The sequence below is a fragment of the Oligella ureolytica DSM 18253 genome, assembly GCF_000373745.1.
In the GTDB taxonomy this organism is placed as follows: domain Bacteria; phylum Pseudomonadota; class Gammaproteobacteria; order Burkholderiales; family Burkholderiaceae_B; genus Oligella; species Oligella ureolytica.
Window position 1 is genome coordinate 1 of sequence record NZ_KB892304.1, and the last position, 15,969, is coordinate 15,969.

13 protein-coding genes and 1 tRNA gene are annotated in these 15,969 nt (G+C 43.8%); 10 read left to right on the forward strand and 4 right to left on the reverse strand.

The window, feature by feature from the left end:
* Positions 1–258 precede the first annotated feature (258 nt).
* Positions 259–489, forward strand: a complete 231-nt coding sequence (locus tag B092_RS15880; RefSeq protein WP_232244185.1) for a hypothetical protein — start codon at positions 259–261, stop codon at positions 487–489.
* Positions 490–517: 28 nt separating this feature from the next.
* Positions 518–1,765: an integrase catalytic domain-containing protein gene (locus B092_RS13950; protein WP_244870500.1), complete on the forward strand. Its 1,248-nt coding sequence runs from the start codon at positions 518–520 to the stop codon at positions 1,763–1,765.
* A 676-nt stretch (positions 1,766–2,441) separates the two neighbouring features.
* Here B092_RS13950 and B092_RS0107480 read toward each other — a convergent pair.
* From B092_RS0107480 to B092_RS0107495, 4 genes are all read right to left on the reverse strand, one after another.
* A complete protein-coding gene (locus B092_RS0107480) occupies positions 2,442–4,316 on the reverse strand; it encodes an ATP-binding protein (protein ID WP_026253664.1) in 1,875 nt (624 codons plus the stop codon).
* Positions 4,313–5,485, reverse strand: a complete 1,173-nt coding sequence (locus B092_RS0107485; protein ID WP_018574638.1) for an SIR2 family protein — start codon at positions 5,483–5,485, stop codon at positions 4,313–4,315. The genes B092_RS0107480 and B092_RS0107485 overlap by 4 nt, the downstream gene beginning before the upstream one ends.
* A gap of 534 nt (positions 5,486–6,019) precedes the next feature.
* Positions 6,020–6,096: transfer RNA gene (locus B092_RS0107490), tRNA-Val, on the reverse strand.
* 82 nt (positions 6,097–6,178) lie between these two features.
* Positions 6,179–7,156 carry a YicC/YloC family endoribonuclease gene (locus B092_RS0107495; protein WP_018574639.1) on the reverse strand — a complete coding sequence of 326 codons (978 nt, stop codon included), beginning with the start codon at positions 7,154–7,156 and terminating at the stop codon, positions 6,179–6,181.
* A gap of 101 nt (positions 7,157–7,257) precedes the next feature.
* On the opposite strand from B092_RS0107495, the gene rph reads away from it, so the two are divergent.
* From rph to leuC, 8 genes are all read left to right on the forward strand, one after another.
* Positions 7,258–8,007 (forward strand): ribonuclease PH, encoded by a 750-nt coding sequence (rph, locus tag B092_RS0107500; protein ID WP_018574640.1) that lies wholly within the window; start codon positions 7,258–7,260, stop codon positions 8,005–8,007.
* 15 nt (positions 8,008–8,022) lie between these two features.
* Positions 8,023–8,640 (forward strand): RdgB/HAM1 family non-canonical purine NTP pyrophosphatase, encoded by a 618-nt coding sequence (gene rdgB, locus B092_RS0107505; RefSeq protein ID WP_018574641.1) that lies wholly within the window; start codon positions 8,023–8,025, stop codon positions 8,638–8,640.
* Positions 8,640–9,887, forward strand: a complete 1,248-nt coding sequence (hemW, locus tag B092_RS0107510) for a radical SAM family heme chaperone HemW (RefSeq protein ID WP_018574642.1) — start codon at positions 8,640–8,642, stop codon at positions 9,885–9,887. Before rdgB ends, hemW begins: the two co-directional genes overlap by 1 nt.
* 125 nt (positions 9,888–10,012) lie before the next feature.
* Complete coding sequence (gene glnA / locus B092_RS0107515) at positions 10,013–11,416, forward strand: type I glutamate--ammonia ligase (RefSeq protein ID WP_018574643.1); 1,404 nt, start codon at positions 10,013–10,015, stop codon at positions 11,414–11,416.
* A gap of 160 nt (positions 11,417–11,576) precedes the next feature.
* Complete coding sequence (locus B092_RS13960; protein WP_083907494.1) at positions 11,577–11,924, forward strand: helix-turn-helix domain-containing protein; 348 nt, start codon at positions 11,577–11,579, stop codon at positions 11,922–11,924.
* An 8-nt stretch (positions 11,925–11,932) separates the two neighbouring features.
* On the forward strand, positions 11,933–13,030 hold the full coding sequence (nspC, locus tag B092_RS0107525; RefSeq protein WP_018574645.1) for a carboxynorspermidine decarboxylase: 1,098 nt from the start codon (positions 11,933–11,935) through the stop codon (positions 13,028–13,030).
* Between the two features lie 37 nt (positions 13,031–13,067).
* Positions 13,068–14,354, forward strand: a complete 1,287-nt coding sequence (locus B092_RS0107530; protein ID WP_018574646.1) for a saccharopine dehydrogenase family protein — start codon at positions 13,068–13,070, stop codon at positions 14,352–14,354.
* A gap of 208 nt (positions 14,355–14,562) precedes the next feature.
* Positions 14,563–15,969 (forward strand): 3-isopropylmalate dehydratase large subunit, encoded by a 1,407-nt coding sequence (gene leuC / locus B092_RS0107535; protein WP_018574647.1) that lies wholly within the window; start codon positions 14,563–14,565, stop codon positions 15,967–15,969.

Genomic DNA, 15,969 nt, shown 5'->3' on the forward strand with positions numbered 1-15,969 from the left:
GCTTGTTTAAGAATCGCCATAATTTGGCTGTCAGTATATCGTGATCGTTTCATTGAATTTCCTTTATAAGAAATTCTACTTCTAATTGCTATGGTTTTGTGGGGGGATTACCGGCTCGCTGCGCTATAGAGCGACAATTAACTTGACTGGCGCATTGACTCATCATTTTTGCTACTTTCCTTAAGTAGTTGCCTCACGTAAATTGCTACTAATTACCTTGATAATTGGTGGTGTATTATGACGATGAGGAAACTATCAATGGCTACACGTAAAGAGCTAATAACGGCATTAAGTAAACGGTATAAAAGCGCAAGTCGTTCCGATAAAAGCAGAATACTGGATGAATTTATCGCCTTAACGGATTACCATAGAAAACACGCGATAAGAATCCTAAGCGAATCTAGTCGTGATGTTAAATCAACTCCTAAGCTAAGTCCTTATTATGACAGCCAGGTCGTCGAGCAGCTGATTATTGTGGGAAGCATCTGACCGTATTTGCAGTAAACGACTTAAACCTATGATCCCAATATTGCTAGATGCAATGGAACGCTATGGTCATTTAAGCGTTGAGCCGGTCATAAAAAATAAGTTGCTTGAAATTAGTGCAGCAACCATCGATAGGCTATTAAAACCAAGCAGAATAAAAGCAAATGATAGTAACCGGCGGCGCAGAACGTCTGCTAACGCAATTCAACGCGTCGTTCCTATTCGTACTTTTTCTGATTGGCGTGATCCTCCTCCCGGCTTTTTTGAGGTTGACATGGTTGAGCACTGTGGTGGTCTTAAACATGATGGTAACTTTGTTCATAGTTTTGTACTCACTGACATCGCCTCCGGGTGGACTGAATGTATTGCTTTACCCATGCGAAATCAAGTATTGACCATTCGAGCAATCGTACAAGCTCAACATCAATTACCATTTAAAATGCAGGGTATCGATACGGATAATGACAGTGCCTTTATGAATCAAATGGTCTTTGATTTTTGTGCTAAATATGATTTGGAGTTAACCAGATCACGGGCTTACAAGAAAAATGACCAGGCATGGGTTGAGCAAAAAAATGGTGCCATTGTACGAAAGCTTGTTGGTTATGGTCGCCTTAGTGGGCATGCAGCTACTGACGCCTTGGCTGAGCTATATTGCTTATCGCGCTTATATATTAATTTTTTTCAACCAAGTTTTAAACTGAAAACAAAGCATAGAAAAGGTGCGCACGTACACAAAACTTACCATGCCCCCAAATCGCCTTATCAGCGCCTATTGGATTCTCCTGATATCAGTGAAGAAACTAAATCACGATTACAGCAGAAATTTTTAACGCTCGACCCCATCGCCTTATTACACGGTATCAGACAAGCACAAAGCAATTTAGCTAGCTACAGTCTCACCAAAAATCATCGTTATGAATTTAAAAAAGATAACGACACAACGACAAACAGTCTTAATTCATTCTTGCGTGATCTGGAGTCGGCTTGGGAAAAAGGTGAAATACGCCCAACCCATCAAAAAAAAGCTAAACCAAAACGTTGGTGGCGTACAAGAACAGACCCTTTTGAAGATGCTTGGCCCCTAATTGATGGTTGGTTATTGATCCAGCCAGAGCTGACGGGCCGTGAAATTCTGAATCGCTTAAATCAGGAAATGCCAGAAAAACACCCTGACTTATCTCCATTAAGAACATTACAACGCCGTTTGAAATATCGCCGGCAATGTCAAATTGAGGAAATATTATTCAATACAGAAATTGTAGGGACTATTAATTAAACTATTTCATGAGATGATTTAAGTAACAAACTGATGAGGCAACTACAACTGCTTGGGTAACATTCTTATATGAGGCAATACGATCGGACAAAGTAGTTGACGTTCTACACTGCCGATAACATTGTGCGTGAGCACGGCATTTATCCGAAGCAGTTTGATGTGTGGTAAGGCGCTTTTGAATCAGTCGGTCTAACGGAAAGGTTGGTGACTAAAGCTGTCTTAGTAGCCGAATGCAAAAAGTGCTGATAACTAGAAAAAGAATTAAGATCTAAGGAGAATGCATTAGTGGATAAACGTCGAGAAGCGGCTAAACGAGTCTATGCGCATGCGCTAACCGAATAATAACGTCAGAGGACTCTACTCGTATATAAGCAGCCAGAGTGCACCATTTTTTAAATTGTCCTTAAGCTTCTGGATAACGACATTTATATAGCCTCTGAGTCCAGTTTCAAGCGTATTTTAAAAGTATTAAAAACTTAATTATCAAGGCCATGCAGAGTTAACTAGGGCAGCTGGTTAAACTTAAGGTGTTAGTGACGACCACACTAAATCAGGTTTTATCATGGGCATTATTCCTTCCTTTAGTCAGTCGTTAGTCAGTGATGATAAGCTGCTAGATAGAGGTTATTTAAAGTTTCTATTATTTCTGAACTATCTATGGGTATTCTCATAACGTTCAAGGCTCAATTGCCGTAGGCTGACTCGCCATACGTTTGGCAATGACTTCAATTTCTTCAAAGCTTAATCCTGTTCCTGTCCAACCTTCTGCGAATTTTGCGCTTTGAGAGCGAGGAAGCTTGTCTTCTGTGAGGTCGCGAATCCTAATTCGAGCAGGTAAGGATGCACCTTCACCGACAAAAATGGCTTCTTGTTGACCAAGACTTGGAAGAGCTTTAGTCATACCTGAAAGCCCATCTGGCAGAAAACGAGCAACATGCTGTTGATCCGCTTGATTAGTTAAGCGTAAAACGAGCCATGTGCCACATTGTGATATCACCGTGCTTTCTACATCAGCAGGTCGTTGGCTAACAAGCATTAAACCCAGTCCGTACTTTCGGCCTTCTCGTGCGATTCTCCGTATAGCTGTTTGAGCTGTAGCGTATTGAGCCTCTCCTTTATCTGGAACATATCTGTGCGCTTCTTCACAAACCAAAAGAATAGGATCCTTTTTGCGCTCATCAGATGTTTGGTAGAGTTTATATTGAAATAATAATCTACCAAGCATCCCAGTCAAAGGGCCGGCTACTTCGTTAGGCAAGCCAGAAATATCTAAAATATGAATATTTTTTTGATTTTCATTTTGTTGTTCTGAGAGGTTAATGAATTGAGATAATATTGTTGCGAGTGTAGGGGATGTTCCTTGATCCCAATTGGTCATTAAAAAATTGATTCTAGGATCGCGACGAAGAACACCAAGTTTATCTAAGATGGATTTGAAGTATTTTGAAAAATCGCTTTCAGTCACGCGTTGCACTTTTCCATTTGAAAAGCGTGCGCCTTGCATATAAATAATATGGTTGATGAGTTCATTTAAGCAAAATGGATATGGTTTATCTGCGTCAAATTTAATAATTTGCTCTTTAGTGATACCTTCTTTAGGGCGAGACTCATCTAGAGTATCAGCATCGGTCGGAGCATCTTGTTCATACGTAGTCGGAGCAGATTCAGCCAATCCTGCAGCAACTAATCTTGCGTGAGTGAGTGCTTTGTAAATGACATTGTTTTGTGAGGTAGCTTCAAATTCAGTTTTTCCAATTACTAGCGTTCTAAATTCATCTGCAGACATAAGCCAGTAAGGTAATTGAATAGGTTTACCTTGATTGCTTTCACCCTCAATTGGATCATAAGCACGATAGAGAGTAGCGTTATTTTTAAATGCATGCCCATATTCTCCATGCGGGTCTATAATAATGATTCGTGGTCGTAAGGACTCTTGATTACTTGGTTTATGTTCAAGGACACTGTGGAGTAAAGCAGCAACAGCACCTGATTTTCCTGAGCCTGTTGAGCCGAGTACTGCAGAGTGCATACTAAACATTTTATCTATATTCGCCCTGCATGATGCTGAGTCGGCGCCAACATAAGTAGCAAAAGGTACTAATGGATCTATCTGCTCTTCTTGAATATGTCCCTCAGCTGACTGATATAAATCTACAGCTTCATCTCGTGTTAGGAGATAGACATTTTGTCGTGGAAGGGGATAGGTTGAGACACCCCTAGTAAACTTTAGAGAGTTAGTTGCAGTATGCCAAACTCCTTCTGCGAATAATTCGACTTCCATAATCCGCTGGTCAGCTTCTGGCGGGATGGGTAATCCAGATTCAATTAAGTCTTCAGAACGCATTCTTAATAGAGTGACAAATCCAAATACTAGGCGTCTGCCAAAATGTATCTTTACGATGCTACCAATTTGTCCTATGGGATAGATTATTCCTTGATAACTACGCGTTAATTCAGTGACTTCACCGCTGAGTTCTATTCTAATTGATGTTCCAGACACCTCAACGATATTCCCAACTTTTAGATCTGGTACTAATTCAAAATTCATCATATTGCTCCTTCAACACCATCTTTAAGTAATTTAGTGAGACCTTCAAAAGTCCACCAATTTAATTTCAATCCATCAGCTGGCATATTGAGAGGGCCTTTTTTACCTACATATAATCCATTTTGAGTGAGGATGTATATTCTTTTGCCAAAGGAAGAGTTACGCCAATTATCAAGAACTTCTGGGAGCCCATCACTCTCAAAACAAAAAGCTAGGACTGTAGTTTTACTGTTAGAGTTTGATAAGGCAAATTCGATCTCTTGATTAATATGATCATCACCAAAACTATATCCGCAAATAGCAAGAATATTGTCTCTACCATTTAATAGAGAACGTCGAAAAATATCGAATTGTGCAGCAAAAGGATCTCGTTGTGTGGCAATATATTTTGTTGCTTGAGGATAAATTAACACTCGATCAGACTTCTTTGGATAAAGGTCATGATCTCTAACTCTTAATACTTGATCGTCATTGCTTAAATGCCAGTCAATTGAGCCATGTAATTTAATTACATGGGCTCGGAAGCCTTTTTCAGGTTCACTATCACCAAATCTATAATTCCTGAATGCAATCGCTCCGCCTGAGAAACCGTCCCAATATGGAATAGAGCAAAGGGCTAAGGCATCTTCCAAAAGAGTATCGTAATTTGTAGTAAAAAAACGGATTGGAGAACGTCTATTGTCAAGTCCAGCTTGTCGTTTTTCAAAAAGCGCTTTTATAAAATTTATATGTTCTGTTATAGTAACTATGGGTTCTTCATATGAACCAATCTTTTCTTCATTTTGCTCATTAGCCTGACAATAGCCCCAGCGTACCGTTTTTGCTATATGTTTTAATACTTCAAGGTGAGCTGCTTGAAGGGTGTCTATTCCATATTGAGTGTCGTTAATAGTAATTTCTTTAGAAGAAACTCTGTCTGCGATAGCGGTGTAATCACCGAGGTGGCTTAAAAGATGTTCTATATGACTTCCCTTTGGTAGCTCATTTAACAATGCTTTTAACAAAGTTATGTTTGAAGAGCCTTCACACAGATTTAAAACTTGTTTAGTTAGGGGAGCCATCAAGGGGATGTTTGCCTGATAGCTGATGCCTGCACCTAGTAACCACATTTGTTCCGGTCTACTCAAAAACTCATCTACTTGTTGCAGGTAACCTTCATCAATAGAACTCATACTTAGCTCCGAAAATACACACATTTATTAGTTTATTTGAATGTATCAGAACTTAACAGATTTTGTAAGTATTTTAAGATAGAAAAGAGTAATTAGTCGAAGATGGCGCTAGTTTATGGTTTTGGGTATAGTAATGTTTTATACGATTATGATGGTTTATTTGCTTATTAATGATAAGAAAAATAAAAGCTTATAAGACTAGGCATGATTTTCAATCACCAACAGCATCAATTAGTTGACGTTTGAGGCTAAGAACGTTACGCTCACTAATCTAAGCAAAGTGACTTTTATTTAAAAAGATACACCCGTCACGTAATACACCGGCTGCCATGCTAAGCTTCGAGTTGTGTGTTTAAAAGGATGAAAATGAAAAACCTTTCGCAGGCGACTTGTTTGATTGAAATAGATATGGCCATATTGACACTCCAACGTGCCCAACAAATCCATACCACTCTAAAACATCCATCAAAAAAGCCGCAACCTCTACAGGTGCGGCTTTTAAAGATCTAATAGCCTCAGCTATCAGAAGAAATTTGGTAGGCGATACTGGAATCGAACCAGCGACCTCTACGATGTCAACGTAGCGCTCTAACCAGCTGAGCTAACCGCCTTCATGTGATAAAAGAATGATTATATGTGCTACTTGGCATCTTGTCAAATCTTTCCCTTAATAATTTCAAAAAATCCCTCAAATCACTCAATATTCAACGCCTGTTCCCTCAACTGCTCCACATAAAGCTTCATCTCAATCACCGCCTGCGTGTTATCCAGTGAGGAGGCTTTGGAACCTATAGTATTGATTTCTCTATTCATTTCTTGAAACAAGAAGTCTAGACGTCTTCCCAAGCTTTGTTTGTTTTTATTCTTAACACCTGTTGCAGAATCACTACCTTCCTCACTCACACTCAATAGCTGTTGCAACTCAGTCGTATGTGACTTTAATCGGGTGATTTCTTCGGCAATATCAACCCGTATGCCAAAGAGTGAGGCTTCTTGGGCGATGCGTCCGGAGAGTTCTTCGCCGGAGATGAGTTCGAAACCATTAGGGGCGACTGCTTCTAATGCTTCAGTGAGGCGTTGTTTGATTTTTTCTTTTTGTGCTTCCAGTAATTGCCCTTGCTGCGCCTCTAGCTGTTGCACAATTGTCAAAATCTCATTAGCATAACCGCTCATCGTTTCCGCAAGACGTGCACCTTCACGCTGGCGCATGGCCACGAATTCATCCAATGCCAGGCCTACGGTGTCCAGACAAAAGGCATAGACTGCCGCTAAGCGCGCCGTATCTTCTGAGGTTTCTTCTTCACTAGCCTCATCCAGGGCTTGGATTTCTTGACCTAGAGCAAGAATGTCGGCAAAGCCGGGCGTCGGCATATCAGGAAAATAAGCCCGTAGCTTGTCAATTTCCTCAACCACACGATTTAAGGTCTTTGGCTCAAGTTCAAATTTGTCTTTGAGCGCCTGAGATTTAAAGGAAATTTTTAGTTCGGCTTTGCCACGATGTAGGTGCTGACCGACCAGTTCACGCAGTTTATCCTCAATGGCTCTAAAATCCTCGGGGATGCGCAGGTTTAAATCAAGATAGCGGTTGTTGACGCAACGCAGCTCAACTTGCAATGTACCGTACTCAGATTCAGTCTTGAGATTACTGAAGGCGGTCATACTGGAAATCATAAAAAGTACCTTAAAAGAATCGTGTGTATAGTAAAAATTTTCTTGCGAAGGCCTTATAATATGGCATATCGCAAATTTTGTACAAATTTTTAGAGGAAATTATGTCTGTCACTTCTTATAATATAGATGTTCCGCGACCGTCGGGGCGTGAAAGCTCTTCCATGCGCCAGGTTAAAATCACTCGTGGCTTTACGCCTTATGCTGAGGGTTCGGTACTGATTGAAGTGGGGCAGACTGTCGTACTTTGCAATGCCAGTGTGCTGGACAAAGTACCACCATTCCTAAAGGGCAAGGAGCAGGGCTGGGTCACTGCCGAGTATGGCATGTTGCCGCGTTCTACGCATACCCGCTCAGATCGTGAAGCGGCGCGTGGCAAGCAAAGTGGCCGTACCCAAGAGATTCAGCGCTTGATTGGTCGCAGTTTACGTGCTGTGACTGATTTGAAGAAACTAGGTGAGCGTACCATTCATCTGGATTGTGATGTTTTGCAGGCTGATGGCGGTACCCGTTGCGCAGCCATTACCGGTGCATGGATTGCGTTGGCTGATGCCGTTTCCAGACTCCTCAAAGAGGGCGCTATTGCAGAAAATCCTTTAAATGATCGTGTTGCCGCTGTATCAGTCGGTATGTGGAATGAGCACCCGGTGCTTGATCTTGATTATGCTGAAGATTCTGCCTGCGATGCTGATATGAATATCGTGATGACCGGTAGCGGGCACTACGTTGAGGTTCAGGGTACGGCTGAGGGTCAGGTGTTTAGTAAAGCAGAGCTTGATTCTTTACTCACTTTAGCCGGCAAAGGTATTGCCCAGTTACTTCGTGTTCAGCAAGATGCATGGCCTCAGCAATAATTTTTAAGTGCTTTTATGTCATTACTAAGTAAATTAAATCAAATCGTCTTGGCCTCAAATAATCCGGGCAAGCTCAGGGAGTTTGCCGCTTTATTTGATCAGTACGATATTAAAATCACGCCTCAGGGCGAGTTTAACGTCACTGAGTGTGATGAGCCTTATCATACCTTTGTGGAAAATGCCCTTAAAAAAGCCCGTCATGCGAGTCAGCAAACGGGTTTACCTGCGGTGGCTGACGATTCCGGTATTGTGGTCACTGCGCTTAATGGTGCGCCTGGGGTATTGTCAGCGCGCTATGCGACGCTCTTTGGTGAAGAGAAATCCGACGCTAATAACAACGCCTGTCTTTTGCGCGAGTTGCAAAAGCATGAGGACAAATCAGCGGCTTATATCGCGGTGCTCGTCTTTGTGCGACATGCCGACGATCCTGCGCCACTTATAGCTCAAGCTTGGTGGTGTGGTGTGGTGCAGGAAGAGGCTAAGGGGGAACATGGTTTTGGCTATGACCCGCATTTTTATGTGCCTGACTATCAGCAAACAGCCGCTGAAATGTCACCCGAGCTTAAAAACAGCCTGAGTCATCGCGCTATGGCGCTTAAAAAGCTGATTGCTGAGATGGAAGCGGCGAACTAGTGAAGACGATTACTATTCATCGCGATACGGCATCAACTAGCGGCAGCCAGGACAAAGCCAAGCAAGACACTGGGCTAATTCAAGCAGGTCCACGCTTTAGCAGCAGCTTGCCGCCATTGTCTGTCTATGTGCATGTGCCTTGGTGTGTGCAGAAGTGTCCGTATTGTGATTTTAATTCGCATACACTGAAGGGCGGTATTCCCGAAGAGCACTATTTGCAGGCGCTTGAGGCGGATTTAATTCATCATTTACCGCACATCTGGGGTCGCACCATACAGACCGTCTTTATCGGTGGTGGGACGCCGAGCTTGCTCTCAGCGTCGGCGATGGACCGTTTGCTGTCCATCCTCAGAAATTTACTGGGTATTACGCCTAACGTTGAAATCACTATGGAAGCCAATCCGGGTGCGGTTGAGGCCGATAAATTTAAAGAGTTTGCGGCAAGCGGCATTAATCGCCTATCGCTTGGTGTTCAGAGTTTTAATGACGAGCACCTGAAGTTATTAGGCCGTATTCATGATGCCGATGCAGCCTGTAGAGCCATTGATATTGCCCAGCGTTATTTTGAGCGCATTAATTTGGATTTGATGTTTGCCTTGCCAACGCAAACCTTAGCCAATCATCAAAGCGATTTACAAAGAGCCTTGAGCTACGAGACAGAGCATTTGTCACTGTATAACCTGACCATGGAGCCTAATACTGTCTTTGCTAAATATCCTCCGCGAGACTTGCCGGATGATGAGTTGGTTGATGATATGTTGGAACAAAATATTGCTTTAACCTCTGCCAAAGGCTATGAGCACTATGAGGTGTCAGCCTATGCAAAGCAGGGCGGTTATGCACGGCATAATCTAAACTATTGGCAGTTTGGTGATTATCTGGGGATTGGTCCGGGCGCCCACGGCAAAATCAGTTTTCCTGACAAGATTGTTCGCACGGTTAATCAGCGTTCACCGGATAATTGGATGGCGAATGCGATAAAGGCTGATGGTTCGCATCAGGTTGAGTGGCGTGAATTGGCGACTGAGGATATTCCTTTTGAGTTTATGCTCAATGCCTTGCGCTTACGAGAGGGGGTTGAGGCCGGTCTATTTATCGAGCATACGGGGCTATCGCCTATCATCATGCAAAAGCAATTGAGCAAAGCCATTGAGAAAAAGCTCTTGGAAGATTCTGCGCTACGCTATAAACCGACCGAACTGGGCTGGCGCTTTTTAAATGATCTGCAGGAGCTATTTTTAGATTAAACGCATGGATTAAGACGTTATTAAGATTTTCTTACATCGTAAATTGTCTTTTTGCCCAAAAAGCCCAAGAAAAAACGTCATAATATATTATTAAAGTATTTAACTATTAATGTCAGGAGAATTTCATGACTACCCCTACTCAAGTTCTTGAACTTATTGGTCAGCACGAAGTCGAGTTTGTCGACTTTCGCTACACTGACACAATCGGTAAAGAGCATCATATGACTATTCCCGCCAGGTTGTTGGATGAGGAGTATTTTGAGTCGGGTCATCCCTTTGATGGTTCCTCTATTCCGGGTTGGAAGGGGGTAGAGGCTTCAGATATGTTGCTGTTGCCTGATGCCAGTACGGCACGTCTTGATCCTTTTCGTGAAGAAAAAACCTTGGTGCTAGTGTGTGATGTGTTGGACCCGGTTGATTTAAAGGGTTATGAGCGAGCACCACGTTCCGTCGCTCGTCGCGCTGAGGCTTATCTAAAGTCTACGGGTATTGGTGATACGGCGTTTTTTGGTCCTGAGCCAGAGTTCTTTGTCTTTGATGGCGTATCTTGGAATAACCAGGCCCATCACAGCAGCTTTAAAATTAATTCTGATCAGGGTGATTGGGTTAGTGGCGATGAGATGGACGGTCGCAACAACGGTTTCCGACCACGCCATTTAGGCGGTTATGCACCGGTTGCGCCAGCTGATGCTTTTGCTGATTTTCGCTCTGAAGCGTGCTTACTCCTGGATGAGCAGGGTGTGCCGGTTGAAATCCACCACGCTGAAGTAGCGACGGCGCAATTAGAAATTGGTACCCGTTTTGGTACCTTGGTGCAGCGTGCGGATTGGAATCAGATTATGAAATATACCATCCACAGCTTAGCCCATATTTACGGTAAAACAGCGACCTTCATGCCTAAGCCTTTCGTTGGTAATAACGGTTCAGGTATGCATGTGCATCAATCAATCTGGAAGGATGGTCAGAACCTCTTTTCGGGTAATGGCTATGCCGGCTTGTCTGAAACGGCTTTATTTTATGTTGGCGGTATCATCAAGCATGCGCGTGCTTTAAATGCGATTTGTAATCCGGGCACTAACTCTTATAAGCGTTTAGTACCACACTTTGAAGCGCCGGTTAAGTTGGCTTATTCGGCTCGTAATCGTTCCGCCTCTATTCGTATCCCTTATACCAATAGTCCTAATGCGCGTCGTGTTGAGGTGCGTTTCCCTGATCCGTTGGCAAATCCATACTTATGCTTCTCAGCCTTGTTGATGGCGGGTCTTGATGGTATTCAAAATCGTATTCACCCGGGCGATCCGGCGGATAAAAACCTCTACGATTTACCACCCGAAGAGGACAAAAAAGTCCCAACCGTGGCTGAGTCATTAGAGCAGGCCTTAGAGGCTTTAGATAAAGACCGTGACTTCTTGTTGGCAGGTGGTGTCTTTACCGATGATCTAATTGATGCCTATATTGAGCTTAAAACCAAAGAGGTTAATCGTTTACGTATTACGCCTCATCCGGTTGAGTTTGAAATGTACTATTAATCTTCAGCACTGAAAAGCCTGAAAAAGCGAGCTTTGGAGTAATCCTTCAAAGCTCGCTTTTTTTTCTTAGTTGTAAATATGCATTAGCATGCATATGTTCTTGAGTCCATATGTATTCTAATGCATAATACCTTCTTTGATTCATATCGAGAACATTTACATGTCAAAAAATCGTGACAATTCAATCATTGCAACAGCGTCTGACAATAGCATAAGCGATGTGTCCGAGATGCAGCGAGTTACGCTTAAACAGCTGCGAAAAATGGCCGGACTAACGCAGGCAGATTTTTCCGAAACCATGGGAGTGGGGCAAGACACCATTTCTCGTCTCGAAAAACGCCACGATATGTTGCTCTCCACCATCAGTCACTATGTAGGAAGTCTGGGTGGCAGGGTAGACGTAGTCGCCACCTTTCCAAACCGCCCGGCCATAGTGCTTGATTGCCTCGAAGAAGGCAGTGCCTCAAGCAAGAAAAACCGTCCTCCTGATACTAGTAACAAGGTATAAGAACATATATGATCCAAACTCCGTATTACCTGATTGATAAAACCGCTTTGCAACGTAATCTTGACATTATTGATTACGTCAGAAAAAACTCCGGGGCCAAGCTGTTACTCGCCCTGAAATGTTTCGCAACCTGGTCGGTGTTCGACTTTATGAAACCGTATATGGACGGCACCACTTCATCCTCTTTATATGAAGTTAAGCTGGGCTATCAGAAATTTGGCGGTGAAACTCATGCTTACAGCGTGGCTTTCGCCGATCATGAAATAGATGAAGTACTGGCCAATAGCGACAAAATTATTTTCAACTCCATCAGCCAACTTGAGCGTTTTAAAGCCAAGACGACCGGCAAGCCTGTCGGTCTGCGTCTCAACCCAGGCATCAGTAGTTCCGGTTTTGACCTTGCCGATCCCGCCCGCCAGTTCAGCCGTTTGGGTGAAGGTGACCCTGAACGTATCTTGTCCGTGATCGACCGTATTGACGGCGTCATGATCCACAACAATTGCGAAAACGATGATTTCAACCGTTTCGATGAGCTATTGACTCAGGCGGAAGCGCGTTATGGCGCTATTTTGCAGCAGCTCAAATGGGTCAGTCTTGGTGGTGGTATCAGCTTTACCACACCTGGCTACGATCTTGATAGATTCTGCGAGCGCCTGCGCTGTTTTGCTGAAACATATAACATTCAAGTCTACTTGGAACCGGGCGAAGCAACAGTACGCCAAAGCACCACGCTTGAAGTCAGTGTGCTTGATACCGCCTTTAACGGTAAGCATCTAGCCATTGTGGACAGCTCTACTGAAGCACATATGCTGGATCTGCTTATCTACCGCGAAACAGCACCACTGGGTAATGACACCGGTGCGCACCGCTACCAAATCTGTGGCAAAACCTGCCTGGCCGGAGATATTTTCGGTGAAGGCAATTTTGATGCCCCTTTAAAAGTGGGTGATCGTTTATCCATTGGTGATGCTGCTGGCTACACCATGGTTAAAAAGAACTGGTTCAATGGTGTCCATATGCCTGCCATTGCCATCAAGGAGCTTGACGGCAGCATTGATGTTGTCCGTGAGTTCGGCTACGACGACTACGTCAACAGCCTTTCTTAAAAGATTCTATAAGTTTTATATAAAAGGGAGTACGTCTATGAAACGTAATGTTCTTATTATCGGTGCCGGTGGCGTTGCCCATGTAGCCGCACACAAATGCGCACAAAATAACAAGCTATTGGGTGATATCAATATTGCCTCACGTACGCTAAGTAAGTGCGAAGCCATTATCGAATCTATTAAAGAGAAAAACAATTTACAACGCCCCGGTGTATTGAAGGCACACCAACTGGATGCCTACGATGTTGAGGCGACTAAGGCACTGATCCGTTCCACCGGTAGTCAGATCGTGATTAACGTGGGCTCGCCTTTTCTGAATATGTCCGTGCTGGAGGCATGCATCGGCACCGGTGCCGCTTATCTCGATACGGCCATTCATGAGGATCCTAACAAGGTATGTGAAGATCCGCCATGGTATGCTAACTATGAGTGGAAACGCGCAAAGGCGTGCAAAGAGGCTGGCGTTACTGCCATACTTGGCGTTGGTTTTGACCCTGGTGTGGTCAATGCTTATGCTCGTTTTGCCTACGATAATTATTTTGACAAAGTAGACTCCATTGATATTATTGACATCAATGCAGGCAACCATGGTCGCTACTTTGCTGCTAACTTTGATCCTGAAATTAATTTCCGTGAGTTTACTGAAACGGTCTGGTCCTGGCAGGATAGTCAGTGGAAAGCAAGTAAAATGTTCGAGTACAGTAAGGAATGGGATATGCCGGTTACCGGTAAAAGTGTTGCTTACCTGACAGGGCACGATGAGTTACACTCCTTATCGCATTTTCTTGATGTCCCTGATATTCGCTTTTGGATGGGCTTTAGTGAGCACTACATCAATGTGTTTACGGTTCTGAAAAATCTGGGTCTCTTGTCTGAAAAGCCAGTACGTACCGCCCGCGGGGTAGAAATCGTGCCTCTGGAAGTGGTCAAAGCGGTGCTGCCGGATCCGGCCTCATTGGCTCCTGGCTATACCGGTAAAACGTGCATTGGTGATCTAGTCAAAGGCACCAAAGACGGGCAGGAAAAAGAAGTGCTGCTTTACAACACGTGCGATCATGAAGAATGCTACAAAGAAGTGAGTAGTCAGGCTATTTCCTATACAGCTGGTGTGCCAGCCGTTGCTGCTGCCATCTTGATTGCCAATGGTACATGGGATGCCAAGCGCATGGTTAACGTAGAGGAACAGGATCCGGCACCTTTCATTGAGCTTATGAACAACATGGGTTTGGTGACACGCATTAAAGACGAACATGGTGATCGTGTTCTGGATCCTGTGCAAGAGCAGTCGATTCGAGAGCCTGAGAAAAAGCGAGCGAGAGCCTAAATGGATAACGAGGGCAGGTGGTGATTAGCCATCTTGCCTTGATTGATTAGTATAAAAAGCGGACGCTGAAAGCAATTTCATTATCCGCTTTTTTAATGAGTTTTTGCTATATAGTAGTACTGGTACTAGTATGGCTATTTGTCTTGTTAAACTTACTTAAAGCACCGACAATAGAACCATAGAGAATTTTTTGTATTTGGAGATAAGCATGGCTAAAACATTGTATGACAAGCTATGGGATGAGCACGTAGTGCATCAACAAGAAGATGGTACCTGTATTTTGTATATTGACCGTCATCTATTGCACGAAGTGACAAGTCCTCAGGCCTTTGAGGGGTTAAAGATTGCAGAGCGTCAACCATGGCGTATCAGTGCTAACTTAGCAGTAGAAGATCACAACGTTCCAACCGTTGATCGTGATAAGGGGATTGCTGATCCTATTTCTAAACTACAGGTGGATACGCTGGAGCAAAACTGTACCGAGTACAACATCGTTCGTTTCGGCATGGACGATATTCGCCAGGGGATTGTTCACGTAACAGGTCCGGAACAGGGCGCTACCTTACCCGGAATGACAGTGGTTTGTGGTGACTCTCACACCAGTACACACGGTGCGTTTGGCGCCTTAGCTTTTGGTATCGGTACCTCAGAGGTTGAGCACGTATTAGCGACTCAGACTTTATTAAAGAAAAAAGATAAAAACATGTTAGTCAAGGTCGAGGGTAAGTTGCCGTTTGGCTGTAGTGCTAAAGATGTGGTTTTACACATTATTGGCGTTATCGGCACGGCAGGTGGTACGGGCCATGCCATCGAATTTGCCGGTAGTACGATTCGTGATTTATCTGTAGAAGGTCGTATGACCGTTTGTAATATGGCGATTGAAGCCGGTGCCCGTTCGGGGATGGTTTCTGTCGATGACAAAACAATCGAGTATTTCAAAGGTCGTCCTTACGCGCCAACCGCTGAGCAGTGGGATGATGCCGTTGCTTACTGGCAGACTTTAGTATCAGATGAAGGTGCACATTTTGATAAGGTGGTTGAAATTGATGCTGCTGATATTCGTCCTCAAGTCACTTGGGGTACCTCGCCTGAGATGGTGTTAAGTATCGAAGATGCTGTACCTAATCCAGCAGCAGAAGCCGACTCGGTTAAGCGTTCCGGTATCGAACGCGCTTTAGAGTATATGGGCCTTGATGCAGATATGCCGATTAATGAAATTAAAATTGATAAGGTTTTTATCGGTTCCTGTACCAACTCCCGCATTGAAGATTTACGTGAAGCAGCCGCTGTCGCTAAGGGTAAAAAAGTAGCTGATAATGTCATCCAAGCCATGGTGGTCCCAGGTTCCGGTCTAGTTAAAAAGCAAGCTGAAGATGAAGGATTAGATAAAATCTTCTTAGAAGCGGGTTTTGAATGGCGTGACCCGGGTTGCTCCATGTGCTTGGCAATGAACGCTGACCGTTTGGAGCCGGGTGAGCGCTGCGCCTCGACTTCAAATAGAAACTTTGAAGGTCGTCAGGGTAACGGTGGTCGTACCCATTTAGTGAGTCCGGCAATGGCTGCTGCTGCGGCAATTAATGGTCATTTTGTTGATGTTCGTCAATTAGGAGTATAA